The organism is Geodermatophilus sp. SYSU D00698 (assembly GCF_054050335.1).
On the sequence record NZ_JBJGZD010000008.1, the window covers coordinates 95457 to 111317 of the forward strand.

General features: G+C 76.3%; 15 protein-coding genes. 9 read left to right on the top strand and 6 right to left on the bottom strand.

Features of this window, described 5'->3' with window-relative positions; translation table 11 throughout:
* The first annotated feature begins 9 nt into the window (after positions 1-9).
* The 3 genes from ACI8AB_RS09865 (at position 10) to ACI8AB_RS09875 (ending at position 6766) form a co-directional block, all read left to right on the top strand.
* A complete protein-coding gene (locus tag ACI8AB_RS09865) occupies positions 10-5058 on the top strand; it encodes a SpoIIE family protein phosphatase (protein WP_456949988.1) in 5049 nt (1682 codons plus the stop codon).
* Between the two features lie 80 nt (positions 5059-5138).
* Positions 5139-6230: an anti-sigma factor RsbA family regulatory protein gene (locus tag ACI8AB_RS09870; RefSeq protein ID WP_456949989.1), complete on the top strand. Its 1092-nt coding sequence runs from the start codon at positions 5139-5141 to the stop codon at positions 6228-6230.
* 32 nt (positions 6231-6262) lie between these two features.
* Positions 6263-6766 carry a MarR family winged helix-turn-helix transcriptional regulator gene (locus ACI8AB_RS09875; protein ID WP_387991241.1) on the top strand — a complete coding sequence of 168 codons (504 nt, stop codon included), beginning with the start codon at positions 6263-6265 and terminating at the stop codon, positions 6764-6766.
* Here the strand turns inward: ACI8AB_RS09875 and ACI8AB_RS09880 are convergent.
* Genes ACI8AB_RS09880 through ACI8AB_RS09890 form a run of 3 tightly spaced genes read right to left on the bottom strand, consistent with a single transcriptional unit; the run spans position 6763 to position 9776 of the window.
* Positions 6763-7776, bottom strand: coding sequence for an ATP-dependent DNA ligase (locus ACI8AB_RS09880; RefSeq protein WP_456949990.1), 1014 nt, complete (start codon positions 7774-7776; stop codon positions 6763-6765). The genes ACI8AB_RS09875 and ACI8AB_RS09880 overlap by 4 nt on opposite strands.
* A gap of 60 nt (positions 7777-7836) precedes the next feature.
* Positions 7837-8301, bottom strand: coding sequence for a MerR family transcriptional regulator (locus ACI8AB_RS09885; RefSeq protein ID WP_456949991.1), 465 nt, complete (start codon positions 8299-8301; stop codon positions 7837-7839).
* Positions 8301-9776 carry a SulP family inorganic anion transporter gene (locus ACI8AB_RS09890; RefSeq protein ID WP_456949992.1) on the bottom strand — a complete coding sequence of 492 codons (1476 nt, stop codon included), beginning with the start codon at positions 9774-9776 and terminating at the stop codon, positions 8301-8303. Before ACI8AB_RS09890 ends, ACI8AB_RS09885 begins: the two co-directional genes overlap by 1 nt.
* A 205-nt stretch (positions 9777-9981) precedes the next feature.
* On the opposite strand from ACI8AB_RS09890, the gene ACI8AB_RS09895 reads away from it, so the two are divergent.
* Positions 9982-10554, top strand: coding sequence for an NADPH-dependent FMN reductase (locus tag ACI8AB_RS09895; protein WP_387991229.1), 573 nt, complete (start codon positions 9982-9984; stop codon positions 10552-10554).
* Positions 10555-10619: 65 nt separating this feature from the next.
* On the opposite strand, the gene ACI8AB_RS09900 is transcribed toward ACI8AB_RS09895, so the two are convergent.
* A complete protein-coding gene (locus ACI8AB_RS09900) occupies positions 10620-11147 on the bottom strand; it encodes an NUDIX domain-containing protein (protein WP_456949993.1) in 528 nt (175 codons plus the stop codon).
* A gap of 46 nt (positions 11148-11193) precedes the next feature.
* Between ACI8AB_RS09900 and ACI8AB_RS09905 the strand changes: the two genes are divergently transcribed.
* Positions 11194-11679 (top strand): DnaJ family domain-containing protein, encoded by a 486-nt coding sequence (locus ACI8AB_RS09905; RefSeq protein WP_456949994.1) that lies wholly within the window; start codon positions 11194-11196, stop codon positions 11677-11679.
* Positions 11680-11692: 13 nt separating this feature from the next.
* Here ACI8AB_RS09905 and ACI8AB_RS09910 read toward each other — a convergent pair whose 3' ends face one another.
* Together ACI8AB_RS09910 and ACI8AB_RS09915 are read right to left on the bottom strand one after the other, a co-directional pair.
* Complete coding sequence (locus ACI8AB_RS09910; RefSeq protein WP_456949995.1) at positions 11693-12052, bottom strand: nuclear transport factor 2 family protein; 360 nt, start codon at positions 12050-12052, stop codon at positions 11693-11695.
* Between the two features lie 19 nt (positions 12053-12071).
* Positions 12072-12470, bottom strand: coding sequence for a hypothetical protein (locus ACI8AB_RS09915; RefSeq protein ID WP_456949996.1), 399 nt, complete (start codon positions 12468-12470; stop codon positions 12072-12074).
* 87 nt (positions 12471-12557) lie between these two features.
* Between ACI8AB_RS09915 and ACI8AB_RS09920 the strand changes: the two genes are divergently transcribed.
* The 4 genes from ACI8AB_RS09920 (at position 12558) to ACI8AB_RS09935 (ending at position 15831) form a co-directional block, all read left to right on the top strand.
* Positions 12558-13373, top strand: a complete 816-nt coding sequence (locus tag ACI8AB_RS09920; protein WP_456949997.1) for a helix-turn-helix domain-containing protein — start codon at positions 12558-12560, stop codon at positions 13371-13373.
* A gap of 36 nt (positions 13374-13409) precedes the next feature.
* A complete protein-coding gene (locus ACI8AB_RS09925; RefSeq protein ID WP_387991213.1) occupies positions 13410-13577 on the top strand; it encodes a hypothetical protein in 168 nt (55 codons plus the stop codon).
* Positions 13578-13759: 182 nt separating this feature from the next.
* On the top strand, positions 13760-14812 hold the full coding sequence (locus ACI8AB_RS09930; protein ID WP_456949998.1) for a hypothetical protein: 1053 nt from the start codon (positions 13760-13762) through the stop codon (positions 14810-14812).
* A complete protein-coding gene (locus tag ACI8AB_RS09935; protein ID WP_456949999.1) occupies positions 14809-15831 on the top strand; it encodes a hypothetical protein in 1023 nt (340 codons plus the stop codon). The genes ACI8AB_RS09930 and ACI8AB_RS09935 overlap by 4 nt, the downstream gene beginning before the upstream one ends.
* Positions 15832-15861: the final 30 nt, after the last annotated feature.

Genomic DNA, 15861 nt, shown 5'->3' on the forward strand with positions numbered 1-15861 from the left:
GGTGGCGCGGTGACCGAGGACGCGCTCGCCTCGCTCTTCTCCGGCGGTGGCGAGGTGGGCCGGGAGATGGCCGCTCGCGACTGGTCCGGCACGCCGTTCGGACCGCCCGAGCGGTGGCCGTCGGCGCTGCGCAACCTCGTCCGGATCGTCCTCACGTCGCGGTTCTCCATGTGGGCCGCCTGGGGTCCCGAGCTCTCGTTCCTCTACAACGACGCCTACCAGCGGGACACCCTGCAGGGGAAGCACCCGTGGGCGCTGGGCCGCCCGGCGTCCGAGGTGTGGGCGGAGATCTGGGACGACATCGGCCCCCGGATCGAGTCGGTCCTCGAGACCGGGATCGCCACCTGGGACGAGGACCTGCTGCTGTTCCTCGAGCGCAGCGGCTACCGGGAGGAGACCTACCACACCTTCTCCTACAGCCCGGTCGCCGACGACGACGGCCGCACGGCCGGGATGCTCTGCGTCGTCACCGAGAACACCGACCGGGTGCTGGCCGAGCGGCGGATGGCCAGCCTGCGCGACCTCGCGACGGCGGTGGCCGCCACGCGCACCGAGGCCGACGTGCTGGCCGCCGTCGGGGAGCAGCTCGCCCGCAACGACGCCGACCTGCCCTTCTCCGCCACCTACCTGGTCGACGAGGACGGCACCGCCCGCCTGGGCACCGCCACCGGGCTGACGCCGGGCTCGGCCGCGGCGCCGGGGACGCTCGCCGACGACGCGGTGTGGCCGCTGTCCCGGCTGCGCGCCGGAGAGCAGGTCGTCGTCGACGGCCTGGACCGCCTCCCCGGCCTGCCGACCGGCGCCTGGGACCGCCCGCCGGTGCAGGCGCTGGCCGTGCCGGTCTCCTCCCCGCTGCCCGACGCCGCCGGTGTCGCCGGCTTCCTGGTCGTCGGCCTCAACCCGCACCGCGTCCTCGACGGGGCCTACACCGGCTTCCTCGAGCTGGTCGCCGGCCAGATCGCCTCGGGCCTGGCCAACGCGGGCAGCCACGCGGCCGAGCGGCGGCGCGCGGAGGCCCTCGCCGAGCTGGACCGCGCCAAGACCGACTTCTTCAGCAACGTCAGCCACGAGTTCCGCACGCCGCTGACGCTGATCATGGGCCCGGTCGCCGAGCTGCGCTCCTCCCCGGTGCTCACGGCCGACCCGCGGGTCGCCGAGGAGCTCGAGGTTGTGGAGCGCAACGCGCTGCGCCTGCAGAAGCTGGTCAACACCCTGCTCGACTTCTCCCGCATCCAGGCCGGCCGCATCGACGCCCGGTTCGAGCCGGTCGACCTCGCCGCGACCACCGCGGAGCTGGCCAGCGTCTTCCGCTCCGCCGTCGACCGGGCCGGCCTGCGGCTCACCGTCGACACCCCGCCGCTGTCCCAGCCGGTGCACGTGGACCGGGACATGTGGGAGAAGGTCGTCCTCAACCTGCTCTCCAACGCGCTGAAGTTCACCTTCGCGGGCGGCATCACGGTGCGGCTGCGGGAGGACGACGACACCGTCGTCCTCACCGTCGCCGACACCGGCACCGGCATCCCCGCCGCGGAGCTGCCGCGGCTGTTCGAGCGGTTCTCCCGCGTCTCCGGCGCGCGCAGCCGGTCCGGGGAGGGCAGCGGCATCGGGCTGGCGATGGTCCGCGAGCTGGTCGGCCTGCACGGCGGGTCGATCGAGGTGGAGAGCGCGCCCGACGTCGGCACCGTCTTCACCGTCCGCGTGCCGCTGGGCACCGCGCACCTGCCCGCCGACCGCCTCGTCCCCGCGGCGGCCGAGGCACCGGCGATCTCGCCCGGCGCCACCCCGTTCGTCGCCGAGGCGCTGCGCTGGCTGCCGGGGGAGTCCGACGACGCCCCCGCGGCGGCACCCGGCGCGCAGGGCGGCCGCGCCGGCCGGGTCCTCGTCGCCGACGACAACGCCGACATGCGCGACTACGTCGTGCGGCTGCTCGCGCCGCTGCACGAGGTCCGCGCGGTCGGCGACGGGCAGGCGGCGCTGGAGGCGGCCCTGGCCGACCCGCCGGACCTCGTCGTCAGCGACGTGATGATGCCGCGGCTGGACGGCATGCAGCTGCTGGCCGCGCTGCGCGCCGACGCCCGCACCTCCCGCGTGCCGGTGGTCCTGCTCTCCGCCCGCGCCGGCCAGGAGGCCGCCGTCGAGGGCCTGGCCGCCGGCGCCGACGACTACCTGGTCAAGCCGTTCTCCGCGCAGGAGCTGCTCGCCCGCGTCGACGCCCACCTGCAGCTGGGCCGCGCCCGCCGGGAGGCGGAGGAGCGGTTCACCACGATGGCCGACCTCGCGCCGGCGCTGATCTGGGTCGCCGGCGACGACGGCCGGCGGCAGTTCCTCAACGCCGGGTGGACGGCGTTCACCGGCCGGGCGGTCGAGGAGGACCTCGGCGAGGGCTGGCGGTCCGGGCTGCACCCGCAGGACGCGCAGCGGTACGCCGGCACCGTGGCCGCCGCGGTCGCCGCCGGGGAGGGCTGGGAGGTCGAGTTCCGGCTCCGCCGCGCCGACGGCGCCTACCACTGGCTGCTCGAGCGCGCCGTGCCGATCGGCGGCACGGCCGGCGGCTGGGTGGGCAGCTGCACCGACATCAACGCCCGGTACCGGGAGACCGAGCGGCAGACCCTGCTCGCCGAGGTCGGCACCACGCTGGACCGCGAGACCGAGGCCGAGCGGCAGCTGGCGGGCCTCGCGCGGCTGCTGGTCGACCGGCGGCTGGCCGACGTCTGCACCGTCCGCGTGGTCGGCGAGGACGGGCGGCTGCGCTACGCCGGGCGCGCCGGCGTCGACGGCGACGTCCGCATGGAGCTCGCCGGGCTGGAGCCGCACGGCGGCCTGGGCCGCGAGGTGCTCGAGACCGGGGAACCGGTGCTGCGGCCGCGCCTGTCCGGGGTGGGGGACGGCGGCGTCCGGCTGGACCTCCGCTCGGCGCTGGTCGTGCCGCTCACCGTCCGCGGCCGGGTGCGCGCGGTGCTGGCGATGGGCCGCCGCGACGACGCCCCGCCGTTCCACGACGACGACCGCGCGCTGGCCGAGGAGATCGCCACCCGGTCCGCGCTGGCCCTGGACAACGCGCTGCTGCTGGCCGACGAGCGGGCCACCGCCCGCCGGCTGGGGCTGCTGCAGCGCGTCACCGCCGAGCTGTCGGCCGCCACCACGCCGGTGGAGGTCGCCGAGGCGGCGGCCCGGCACGTCGAGGTCCTGACCGGCCGGGGCAGCTCCGTGGGCGTCTACGAGATCGACGACGCCCGCCGGGCGCTGCGCCTGCTGTGGAGCAACGCCGCGGACCAGGACGCGCAGCAGTGGTCGGAGATCCCGCTCAGCGCGTCGCTGGCGGTCACCCGGGCGGCCGCGGAGCGGCGTGCGGTGTGGATCGAGGACACCGCCGCCTCGCCGGACACCGCGCCCCCGCCCGGCGGTCCCGGAGCGGTGGTCGGGCTGCCGCTGCTGGTCGCCGGCCGCGTCGTCGGCGTCGTCGGCGTGGGCGCGCCGGCCGCCCAGCGGTTCCGGGCCGTCGAGCGCGGCATGCTCCTGGCCGTCGCCGAGCAGTGCGCCTCGGCGCTGGAGCGGGCCCGGCTCTACCGCGCCCAGCAGGACATCTCCTCCACGATCCAGCTCAGCCTGCTGCCCGCCGCGGTGCCCCGGCTGGAGCGGCTGGCGCTCGCCGCGGAGTACCTGCCCGGCGCCGCGGGCACCTCGGCCGGCGGCGACTGGTACGACGTCGTCGAGCTGGGCCGGGGCCGGGTGGCCATCGCCGTCGGCGACGTCGTGGGGCAGGGCCCGGCGGCGGCCGCCGTCATGGGGCAGCTGCGCAGCGCGCTGTCCACGGCGCTGCTGCAGGGCAGCTCCCCGGCCGAGGCGCTGGAGCTGCTGGACCGGTTCGCCGCGCGGCTGCCCGGCGCCCTGGCCTCGACGGCGGCCTGCCTGGTGCTCGACTGGGCCGCCGGCACCGTGCGGTGGGCCCGCGCCGGCCACCCGCCGCCGCTGCTGGTGGCCGACGGCGCGGCGACCTTCCTCGAGGAGGGCGCGGGCGCGGTCCTCGGCGCCCCGGGCCGGCGGCCCTACACCGAGGGCAGCGCCCCGGTCACCCCCGGGACGACGCTGCTGCTCTACACCGACGGCCTGGTGGAGCGCCGCCGGGAGCCGCTGGACACCGGCCTGCGCCGGGTCGCCGACGCCGCGGCCCGGCTGTCCGACGTCGAGCCCTGCCGGCTGACCCGCGCGCTGCTGGCCGAGGTGCTCGACGCCGACGCCCTCCCCGACGACGTCGCGGTCATCGCGGCCCGGCTGGTCCCCCCGCCGCTGCACGAGGTGCTGCCGGCCGACCCGTCCCGGCTGCGCGGGGTGCGGCGCACCGTCACCGCCTGGGCCCGGGCGGCCGGGGTGGGCGGGGACTCCCTCGACGACCTGCAGCTGGCCCTCGGTGAGGCGCTGGCCAACGCCGTCGAGCACGCCTACGCCACCACCGCCGGCGAGGGCCGCTGCGAGTACCGGCTCGAGCGGACCGCCGACGGCAGCGTCGACGTCTGCGTGCGGGACGAGGGCGTGTGGCGCCCGGCGCCGGCCGACCGGGGGTACCGCGGCCGGGGGCTGGAGCTGATCTCGGCGCTCGCCGACGACGTCGAGGTGGGCCGCTCGGTCGACGCGAGCGGCACGGAGGGCGCGGGCACCACGGTGCGCTTCCGCTTCGTCCCGGCCGGCCCCGGGCGGGACGAGCCGGTGTCCCGGCGCGCCGCCGCCCGCACCGACGCGGGCCCGGCCCGCCTGACCGTGGACCGGGGGCCCGGCGGCGTGCGGCTGGAGTTCGCCGGCGACGTCGACCTGGCCGCCACCCCGGCCCTGCGCGCCGAGGCGCTGCGGGCGCTCGGCGACGTCGCGGGCGGGACACGGGTGGTGCTGGACCTGCGGCAGGTGCCCTACCTGGCCAGCGCCGGCGTCGGGCTGGTGCTCGAGCTGCTCCGGCTGGCCGAGCAGCGCCGCGCGGTCCCCGAGGTGCGCACCGCGGAGGGCTCCGCGCCGGCCCGCGTGCTCGTCCTCGCCGGGGTGCCCGCCGTCCCGGTGCCCGCGCCGTAGTGGCGCCGGCCCACCCGTACGGGGGCGTACCGGGCACCCCGCGAGCGGACCCCCCGCACCGTGTCCCACAATCAGGGGGGATGGGCCGGAGCAGTTCCGGACCGGAGGCGGTCGAGGGGCCAGTGGAACCTGGGACGGGAGCCTCCGCCACGCAGGCGGAGCCGACGAGCGGCGCGGCGGCGCGGGGCTCGTCCACGACCCCGTCCCGGTCGGCCTTCGACCACAGTGCCGCGCTCGTCCGCGGGTCCGGCGAGGCGGTGGCCGTGGCCGCCGCCTATGTGGACGAGGGCCTGAGCGCCGGGGACCTGGCGGTCCTCGCCTGCCCGCCGGAGACCGCCGCGGCGGTCCGCCGGGCGCTCGGCCTGCGGTCCGGCGACCTCGAGGACGACCCCCGGATCTGCCTGGTCGGTGCTCGCGTGCCCGACGCCTTCGCCGTCATCCGGCAGCGCGTGGAACACGCCGCGACCCGGGGGTCGGGCCGGCTGCGCATCCTCGCCGAGCCGCTGTACGGGTCGGTCCCGCGGCGCTGGCGGGAGATCCTCCGGTACGAGGCGGCGTCCAACGCGCTGGTGCAGGGGACGCCGGTGTCCTGCATGTGCGTCTACGACCGGGAGCGGGCGCCGGCCGAGGTCGTCCTCAACGCGCGGCGCACGCACCCGGAGCTGTGGATGGGCGGCATGCGGGTCAGCAGCTCCGAGTACCGCGACCCCGTCGCCTGCCTGCACGACCTCGCGGCCGCCCGGGAGCCGGTGGAGGCCGGGGAGCCCGTGTACGCCGTCGACGGCGCGCCGGCACTGGCCGGCCTGCGCGGAGAGCTGCGGCGGGTGTTCGGCGAGGTCGTCCCCGACGAGGACCAGCGCGCCGACCTGCACCTGGGCGTGAGCGAGGTGGCGGCCAACGCCTTCCGGCACGGCCGGCGGCCGATCTCGGCCCGCGTGTGGGCCGACCGCGACACGCTGGTGGTCACGATCACCGACTCCGGCACCGGCTTCGCCGACCCGCTCGCGGGCTTCGTGCCCGCGCACGGCGACGACCTCGCCGCCGGCGGCATGGGCCTGTGGCTGGCCCGCAAGCTGTGGGACGCGGTGGACCTGGTGCCCGACCCCGCGGGGCTCACCGTCCGGCTGGCCGCCGGCCTGGCCGACCCCGTGTCGCGGCGGGGCGCGGCTTGACGCTGCCGTTCTCTCACTGCTGAGGTACCTGCGTGGAGGACGCGGTCGACCTCATCCTCGAGCAGTGGGCCCGGGAGCGTCCCGACCTCGACTGCTCGCCGATGGGGGTCATCGGCCGGATCACCCAGCTGCAGCGGGAGGTCCACCTCGCCCAGCGCGCGACCTTCGCCCGGCACGGCCTCGACGCGCCGTCCTTCGACGTCCTCGCCGCGCTCCGGCGGGCCGGGGAGCCCTACCAGCTGACGCCGACGGCGCTGATGCGCACCGCGCTGGTCACCTCCGGGGCGATCACCCAGCGGCTGGACCGGCTGGAGGAGAAGGGGCTGATCACCCGCACCCGCAGCGAGGCCGACGGGCGGGCCGTCGTCGTCACGCTCACCGACGCCGGGCGGGCGGCGCTGGACGCGGCCCTGCCCGACCACCTGGAGACCGAGCGCGGCCTGCTGGCCGGGCTGTCCGAGGACGAGCTCGCGCAGCTGGCCTGCCTGCTGCGCCGGTTCCTCGTCACGCTGGGCCGGGTGCCGCAGCGGCCCTAGCCCGCGGGCGGCACGTCCGCGGGGCGCAGGTCGGGGCGGACCCGGACGTAGCGCAGCGGGTGCCGGAACACCCCGGCGGTGAGCGCGGCGTCCGCGCTGACCTCGACGACGGCCGTCGGCTGCACGCGGGTGAGTGCCACCGACAGCCGCCCGCCGCCGAAGCGGCCGGTGCCGATCCGCTCGGGCCAGGGGTGGTCGTCGCCGGCGGGGGTGAGGACGGCGGCCAGCTCCGCCGACTGCGCGGGGGAGAGGGGACCGGTGCGGCCGACGACGACCAGCTCCCCGTCCCGCCAGCGGCCGGCGACCAGCTGGCTCGGGCGGTCGACCGGCCCGATGACGCCGCCGGCGAGCACCTCCGTCGTCTCCCAGGACTTGACCTTCAGCCACTCGCGGCGCCCGCCCGCGTACCGGGTGGCCGCACCCTTGGCGACCAGGCCCTCCACGCCGAGCGGGCGCAGGTCCGCGGCCCAGCCGCGGGCCTCCTCCGGGTCGGCGGTGACCGGCGAGAGCTGCATCGGCGGCGCCCACCGCCGCGCGAGCTCCTCGAGGGCGGCGCGGCGGCTGCGGAACGGCCGGCGGCGCTGGTCGGCGCTGCCGGCGGCGAGCAGGTCGAAGGCGACGTAGGAGGCGGGGTGCGCGGCGGCCAGGGCGGTCATCCGGGAGGGGGCGGTCACCATCCGGCGCTGCAGCAGCCCGAAGTCCAGCCGCTCGCCGTTCCAGACGACGGCCTCGCCGTCGAGGACCGTCCCGGCCGGGACCTGGGCGAGCGCGGCCGCGGCGAGGTCGGGGAAGCGGTCGGTGAGGTCACGGCCCTGCTTGGACCACAGCCGGGTGCCGGCGCGGCCGCGGACGACCACCAGCCGGTAGCCGTCCCACTTGGGCTCGTAGCGGCAGCCGCCGGGCAGCGCGGACGCGACCGGGAGGTCCCGCACCGGCCTGGCCAGCTCCACGGCGACCGGCCCGGCGAGGTCCGGCGGCAGGTCCGGCAGGCCGGGAGCGGAGAGCGGCACCGGGACAGCGTCGAGGGTGCGCGCCCCCGGCGCAGGCCCCTGAGCTGCGAACTCACCCGTTCAGGGTGGGTCGCCACCCTGCGCGACGGCTCCGGGCGGCGGCACGGCCGGGGTCCCGCCGTCCAGGCACGATCGGGTAACGCCCCACCGGGTGGCCTCCAGCCGGGCGGCCAGCGTGCCGGCGAGGTCCTCGGCGACGGCGAGCTCGGCCCGCAGCGCCTCCACCCGCGCGAGGGCGGCCTCGTGGAACACCCGCAGCCGGCCGGTGAGCACCGTGTCCCCGGGCCGGGCGGCGAGGTCGTCGAGCAGGGTGAGCAGCTCGCGCACCTCGTCGAGGGTGAGACCCAGCGGCTCCATCCGCTCGACCACCTCCAGCCGGGCCACGGCGTCCTCGCCGTAGAGCCGGAAGCCGCCCTCGGTGCGGCCGGAGGGCAGCACCAGGCCGCTCTCCTCGTAGAAGCGGATGGTGCGCAGGCTCAGCCCGGTCCGCTCGGCCACCTGACCGATCTGCAGCAGCCGTCCCATCAGTGCGCCCCGGCCAGTTGCCCCGAGTGCCGCTCGTAGCGGGCCGCCGAGTGGGGGTCCAGCCCGGTGATCTCCACGGTCTTGCCGTGCCCGGCGTACCGCTGGGTGAGCGCGTCGAGGGTGGCCACGGTGGAGGCGTCCCAGACCGAGGCGGCGGAGAGGTCGACGACGACGCGGTCCGGGTCGCCGGCGACGTCGAACTGGTCGAGCAGGTCGTTGCTGGAGGCGAAGAACAGCGCGCCGGAGACGCGGTACACCCGGGTGCCGTCGGGCGCGGTGTCCGGGGTGACCCGCACCAGGTGGGCCACCCGGCGGGCGAACAGCACGCACGCCACGAGCACCCCGACGCCCACGCCGATCGCCAGGTTGGACGTGGCGAGGACGACGGCCACGGTCGCGAGCACGACCGCCGTCTCGCTGCGCGGCATCCGCGGCAGCGTGCGGAGGCTGTGCCAGTCGAAGGTGGCCGCGGAGACGAAGACCATGACGGCGACCAGCGCGGCCATGGGGATCACCGCGACGACGTCGCCGAGGACGACGACCAGCACGAGCAGCAGGGCCCCGGCCAGGAAGGTCGACAGGCGGGTGCGGGCGCCGGAGCGCACGTTGATCATCGTCTGGCCGATCATCGCGCAGCCCCCCATCCCGCCGAACAGGCCGGTGACGACGTTGGCCACGCCCTGGCCCCACGACTCGCGGGTCTTGTCCGAGCGGGTGTCGGTGAGGTCGTCGACCAGGCGCGCCGTCATGAGCGACTCCATGAGCCCGACGAAGGCGACGCCCAGCGCGTAGGGCGCGACGATCCGCAGCGTCTCCCAGGTCAGCGGCACGTCGGGCAGCGCGAACCCGGGCAGGCTGTCGGGCAGGGCGCCCTCGTCGCCGACGTCGGGCAGGTCCCAGCCGGCCAGCACGGTGACGGCGGTGAGCAGCACGATCGCCACCAGCGGCGCCGGGACGGCCGTGGTCAGCCGCGGCAGCAGCACGATGACCGCCAGGCCGGCGGCGACCAGCGGGTACACCAGCCACGGCACGCCGACCAGGTGCGGCACCTGCGCGGCGAAGATGAGGATCGCCAGCGCGTTGACGAAGCCGACCATCACGCTGCGCGGCACGAAGCGCATGAGCCGGGCCACGCCCGCCACCGCCAGCAGCACCTGGAACACCCCGCCCAGGACGACGGCGGCGAGCAGGTACGGAAGCCCGTGGTCGTGCACGAGCGGGGCGACGACGAGGGCGACCGCCCCGGTGGCCGCGCTGATCATCGCGGGCCGGCCGCCGATGAACGCGATGACGACGGCCATGGTGAACGAGGCGAACAGGCCCACCTGCGGGTCGACGCCGGCGAGCACCGAGAAGCTGATCGCCTCGGGGATGAGCGCGAGGGCGACGACGAGACCGGCCAGCACCTCGGTGCGCGCGACGCGGGCGGAGGTCAGCCAGGCGGGACGGGACGGGCGCAGGGCAGGGGAGGACATCGGGTCCGTTCGGGTCGGCGGGCGCTGGGGCGGGCACGCGCGCGTCGTCGGGCCGGTGCACTCTGCAACGATCCTGTCAGCACCCTCCCCTCACGTGAGGGTCGAGTCGGTGCGGTGCTCGTCACCCCCCGAGGGCGGAAGCGGTTGACCACCACAACGGTTGAGTCCTCAATGAGTCGGTCCCGTCGTCGTCCCGGAGGTCCCGGTGTCCCGTCCCGTCCTGCAGGTCATCGCCGCCAGCACCCGTCCCGGGCGCCGGGGCATCGCCGTCGCCCGCTGGGTGCAGCGCCTCGCGCAGGAGCACGGCGGCTTCGACGTCGAGCTGGTCGACCTCGCCGAGGTGGGCCTGCCGGTGTTCGACGAGCCCGACCACCCGCGGCTGCAGCGGTACACCCACCAGCACACGAAGGACTGGAGCGCGACGGTGTCCCGCGCGGACGCGTTCGTCTTCGTGACCCCGGAGTACAACCACTCCTTCCCGGCGTCGCTCAAGAACGCGCTGGACTACCTGTCGGTCGAGTGGGCCGACAAGGCGGCCGCGCTGGTCACCTACGGCGGCGTCTCGGCGGGCCTGCGGGCGTCGTCGGCGGTCAAGCCGGTGCTCGGCGCGCTGCGGCTGCACACCGTCCCCGAGGCGATCTCCGTACCGTTCTTCGCGCAGTTCCTCGACGACCAGGACGAGTTCGTGCCCAACGCCGAGCTCGAGGCCGGCGGCAAGGCGATGCTCGACGAGCTCGCCCGCGTCACCCCCGCACTGCGCTCCCTCCGCGCCGCCTGACGGAGGGACCCCGCCGCCCCCACCGCTCGCACGCCCGCGGCGGGCCCCTGCGGCGGGGCCGGGGGTCAGCCGCGGTGGAGCAGGAGCAGGGCCCAGGCGGCGAGCGAGGGGCCGTCGGTGAACCGGCCGTCGCGGACCATCGCCCGCAGCTCCGCCTCCGGTGTGAACGCCGCCACCATGTCGGCCTCGGTCACCTCGCGGGCGGTCGGGCCGGGCGTGAGGTCGGTGGCGAGCCAGACGTCGAACTCCTGGGTGGACAGCCCCGGCGCGAGGTCCGCGTGGCCCAGGTGCTCGAGCCGGCCGGCCCGCAGCCCGGTCTCCTCGGCCAGTTCGGCGCGGGCCAGCTCCTCGGCCGTCCCGCTGCTGCCGGCCGTCCAGGTGCCCTGGGGGAACTCCCAGGCCCGGCGGCCCACCGGGTGGCGGAACTGCTCGACCAGCCAGAAGCCGTCGCGCTCGGCCGCGATGACGACGGCGAAGTCGGGTTTCTCGACGACGGAGTAGACGCCGGTGGAGCCGTCCCCCCGCTCCACGGTGTCCTCGCGCACCCGGATCCACGGGTTGCGGTAGACCTCCCGGCTGCCCGTCGTCCGCATGCACGGCAGCCTCCCAGAGGCGGAGCATGGAGGCGGAGGTGGTGGGGTGACCCAGCGGAAGCCGCCCGGGGTGTCGTTCGAGACCTGGGTCGAGCGGCAGATCGGCCAGGCCCAGGACCGCGGCGAGTTCACCGGGCTGCGCGGCGCCGGCAGGCCGCTGCCGGCCTTCGACCCGAACGAGACCGCCTACGACTGGGCGGTGGCCAAGGCCCGCCGCGAGGGCGTGGCGCCGGCGGACATGCTGCCGCCGGGCCTGGCGCTGCGCCGGGAGCGCGACGAGCTGCCCGCGCGGGTGGCCGCGCTGCCCTCGGAGGACGCCGTGCGCGCCGTCGCCGAGGACTACAACGCGCGGGTCGAGGCCTTCTGGCGGCGGCCGGCGGAGAGCCGCTGGTCGCCGGTGCCGGGCCTGGCCGACGTCGACGCGCTGGTCGAGGGCTGGCGCCGCGACCGCCCGCCGCCGGCGCCCGAGCCGCCGGCCGCCCAGGTGCCGCCCACGCCGCAGCGCCGCCGCTGGTGGCAGCGGCGGCGCTGAGTCCCTCGCGAGATCAGGGCACGCGGTCGAGGAAGCCGAGCACGGTGCGGATGCGGCCGTCCCCGTCGGTCACGGCGACGTCGAACCCGGTGACCGGCGGCTCGGCGCCCTCCGGACCGAGGTGCCACGTGAAACGCACCTGGCCGTGGTGGGCGTCGGCGGGGCCGGCGAGCCGGAAGACGAAGCCCGGGAACTGCGCCTGGACGGCGGCGATCGTCGCGTCCAGCCCGTCGCGGCCGGCGACGTCGGCCATCGGGTCGGTGTAGGTGACGTCCTCGGTGAACAGCGCCTCGACCAGCGCCCGCCGCGCGGCGGGGTCGGTCGCGTTCCAGGCGGCGAGGTAGCGGTCGGCGAGGTCGGGCGTGGCGGTCACGGTGGTCTCCTTCGTGGGGTCAGCGGGTGCGGAGGGCGGTGAGCTGCAGGGCGGCGAACCCGGCGACGACGGCGGCCTGGAGGAGCACCCAGACCGTCCCCGCGGCGGTGAGGTCGAAGCGGCCGGCGACGACGGTGGCGACACTGCCGGCGGCCCACAGCGCGTTGGCGCCGACGACGACCTCCGTGGCGCCCCGAGGGACGCGCGGGCGGGCGGCGACGAGCGCGACCCCGGCGGCGAAGACGGCGAGGAAGGCGCCCAGCCCGCGCAGCGCCCCGGCGGGGACGCCGAGCAGGTCGGACAGCAGCGGCGCGGCGGCCAGGTAGGCCAGGCCGTTGGCGCCGGTGACGACGGCGTCCAGGCGCAGCGCCACGCGGAGGAGGTCGAGGGGACGGCGGGTGGGAACGGTCGTTGTCATGGCGACGACCGTGGCGCTGCCGGGGAAGGGCGTCGATTACCTCGCGGGTAGGCGACGCGGGGCGCGGTCGTCGCTAGCGTCCGCGCCGTGACCACCGCGGTGCGCCCGGACGTCGGGGAGCTGCTGCGCGGCTGGCGGCAGCGCCGCCGGCTGTCCCAGCTGGTCCTGGCCAACGACGCCGGGGTCTCCGCCCGGCACCTGAGCTTCCTGGAGACCGGCCGGTCGCGGCCGAGCCGGGAGATGGTGCTGCGGCTGGCCGAGCGGCTGGAGGTGCCGCTGCGCGAGCGCAACGACCTGCTGCTGGCCGCCGGCTTCGCCCCCGCCTACGGCCGCCGGGGCTTGGACTCCCCGGACATGGCCGCCGTCACCCGGGCGCTGGACCTCGTGCTCGCCGCCCACGAGCCCTTCCCGGCGCTGGTGGTCGACCGGTCGTGGGAGCTGGTGACCGCGAACGCGAGCGTGGCGCCGCTGCTCGACGGCGCCGCCGCGCACCTGCTCGAGCCGCCGGTCAACGTGCTGCGGCTGAGCCTGCACCCCGAGGGGCTGGCGCCGCGGATCGCCAACCTGCCGCAGTGGCGGGCGCACGTCCTGCACCGGCTGGGCCGCGAGGCGCACCTGACCGGCGATCCGCAGCTCGCCGCGCTGCACCGCGAGCTGGCCGCGCTCCCCGGCGGCACCGACCGCTCGACGCCCGACGGCATCGCCGTCCCGCTGCGGATCCGCGCCGGCGACACGGTGCTGTCCTTCCTCAGCACGGTGACCACCTTCGGCACCGCCGTCGACCTCACCGCGGCCGAGCTGTCGGTCGAGGCGTTCCTCCCCGCCGACGAGGCCACCGCCGCGGTCCTGCGCGCCCCGTTCACCGGCGGCGAACCCGCGCCTGCCCGGGCGGTGGCGGGGTAGGGGACCGGCACGCGACGACGACCAGGGAGGTCGACCATGACCGAGGTGCCGGGCACCGACCGCGAGCAGGCCGAGGAGCAGGTGCTGGAGGAGACGCCGATCCGGCCGGAGGGCGTCGAGGAGGACACCTCCACGCAGGGCGACGAGGGCCAGACCGGCGACAGCGCCAAGCCGGGCGCCGGCAGCACCGACCCCGTCACCTGAGCGAGGCCCTGCTGCGGGGACGCACCGTTCGCACGCTCGCGGCGGGTCCCCGCAGCAGGGTGACCGGGCGTGCCGAGGACTGCGGACGGTGGTCGCGCGCGAGCAGTAGGTCCCTTGACCGCCCACTGGGGGGCGGCAACGGTGGTCACCGTCAGTCCCGGCTTCGGCCGCAGGAGGTCACCATGACCTGCGCCGCTCGAATCCGCTTCCTCCTCGGCGTCCTCCTGGCGGTCCTGCTCGTCGCCTGTGGCGGCGGGTCGACGACCGCGTCCGAGGAGACGCCCCGGACTCAGCCGTCGCCCACCCAGGGGAGCGGGCGGACTGAACAGTCGACCCCGGGCACCTCTACCACAGCTCCCGCACCCGGCACCGGATCGGACGCGTATCCGGGATCCCCGTCCGATCCGGGCACCGACTCCGATCCGGGCACCGATCCCGATCCGGGCACCGATCCCGATCCGGGCACCGATCCCGATCCGGGCACCGATCCCGATCCGGGCACCGATCCCGATCCGGGCACCGATCCCGATCCGGGCACCGATCCCGATCCGGGCACCGATCCCGATCCGGCACCCGCTCCGGCTCCGGCGCCTGCCCCGGCTCCGGCTCCGGCGCCTGCACCCGCTCCTGCTCCGGCTCCTGCGCCTGCTCCGGCTCCTGCGCCTGCGCCGGCCCCCGCTCCGTCACCCGAGGAGCCCTCACGCGCTGGCGCGCCCTATGAGATAGACCCGTTCGACCAGGTCGAGGGCGACGTGTTGACCTTCTTGGACGACCAGGTCGCGAGCCGCTGCGATGGCTCGCCGACCGGGGGGCCGGACTGCCTCGTCATCGACGAGAAGCCCGAGCGGCTGGCGCAGGGGCTCAGAGACGTCTGTTGGGTCGCGAGTTTCACCCTCACGCATCCCGACCCGGGGCAACCGGCGGTGGGGCCGAACGGGCAGGTCGCTCGAGGCACCACGGTGACCGTGCAGACGAAGTGCATCGAGGTCTTCGGCGCGATGAGGGGCAAGACCCTGACCGAGTTTGACGCGGAACTGACAAGGCGCTGCGGCGACTCAGCGAACACCGCCGGTTGTCTCCTCGTGACCGAGTCCCCACCGGTGGACCCAGCGGAACGGTCCACCTGCACGGTGGACACGTTGGCCTACACGCCCGAGGAGACGGCCGTGCCCGGACAGATCGCGGTGTTGGAGCGAGGGACCGTGGTGACCGTGGTGACCCTCTGCGGCGGATGAGGGCGTCACCCCCCAAGCCTGGTGGGTCGCGCCCCTCGGGGAACCGACGCCAGCGACGCGGGGGCGGCACGCCATCGACGCCGCGTCCGGGCCAGTCGTCGCCCACCGGCAGCGGGGCGAGCCCCGAGTCGGCGGAGGTCCTCCCGCGTCTGCTGAAGCTCGCCGGCGCCATCGTCGCACCGACGACTCTGCTCACCGGGCTGCTGTTCTACTTCGGCCGGCTGCACATCACCGGGTTCTTCCGCTACCTGCGCGTCAACTTCACCACGCTCGACCTGACGGTGAACGACTACCTGATCCGCAGCGCAGACGGACTCTTCCGCCCCCTCGCCGCTGTCACGGTGTTCGGGTTGCTCGCGCTCGCCGTCAATCGGGTACTGGTGGAACGACTCGGCCCCAAGGTGCGCCGCAGGGTGCTCGGGGTGGCCGTTCCGATCGCCGCCCTGTTCGGCGTCCTGTGTCTCATGGTGGCCGTCGCGGACGCTGCCCAGACCGGTCCGCTGCTCGCGGCCTACCCGGAAGCCGGAGGCCTGGGACTGAGCGCAGGTGTGCTCCTGCTGGCGTATGTCGTCCACTTGTCACGCTCGTCGAGGCGGCCGAGGGCCCTCGGCGGCGCCCGCGTAGCAGAGACGACCGTGCTGGCGGAGTGGGGACTGGCATTCCTGCTGTTCAGCATCGGGCTCTTCTGGGCGGTCGGCAGCTATGCGATCGCCGTGGGCACGGGGAGGGCTCAGCAGTTGGTCGCAGACCTGCCCGCGGCGGCCGACGCCGTCCTCTACAGCGAGCAGTCACTGCGGCTGGCCGTCGCCGGGGTGACGGAGGTGCGGTGCCTCGACCCGGAGGCGGCCTATCGGTTCCGTTACGACGGACTTAAGCTGGTGCTGCAGTCGGGGGACCAGTACCTGCTTCTGCCGGCCGGGTGGACACGGGAGAACGGGACCGCCGTCCTCGTCCCCCGGAGCGAGTCAGTGCGGGGGGTGTTCGCGCCCCCGGGGCAGCACCGGCACCCCGTCTGCTGAACGCCGCTGCTCGTGCTCTCCCCCCGATCG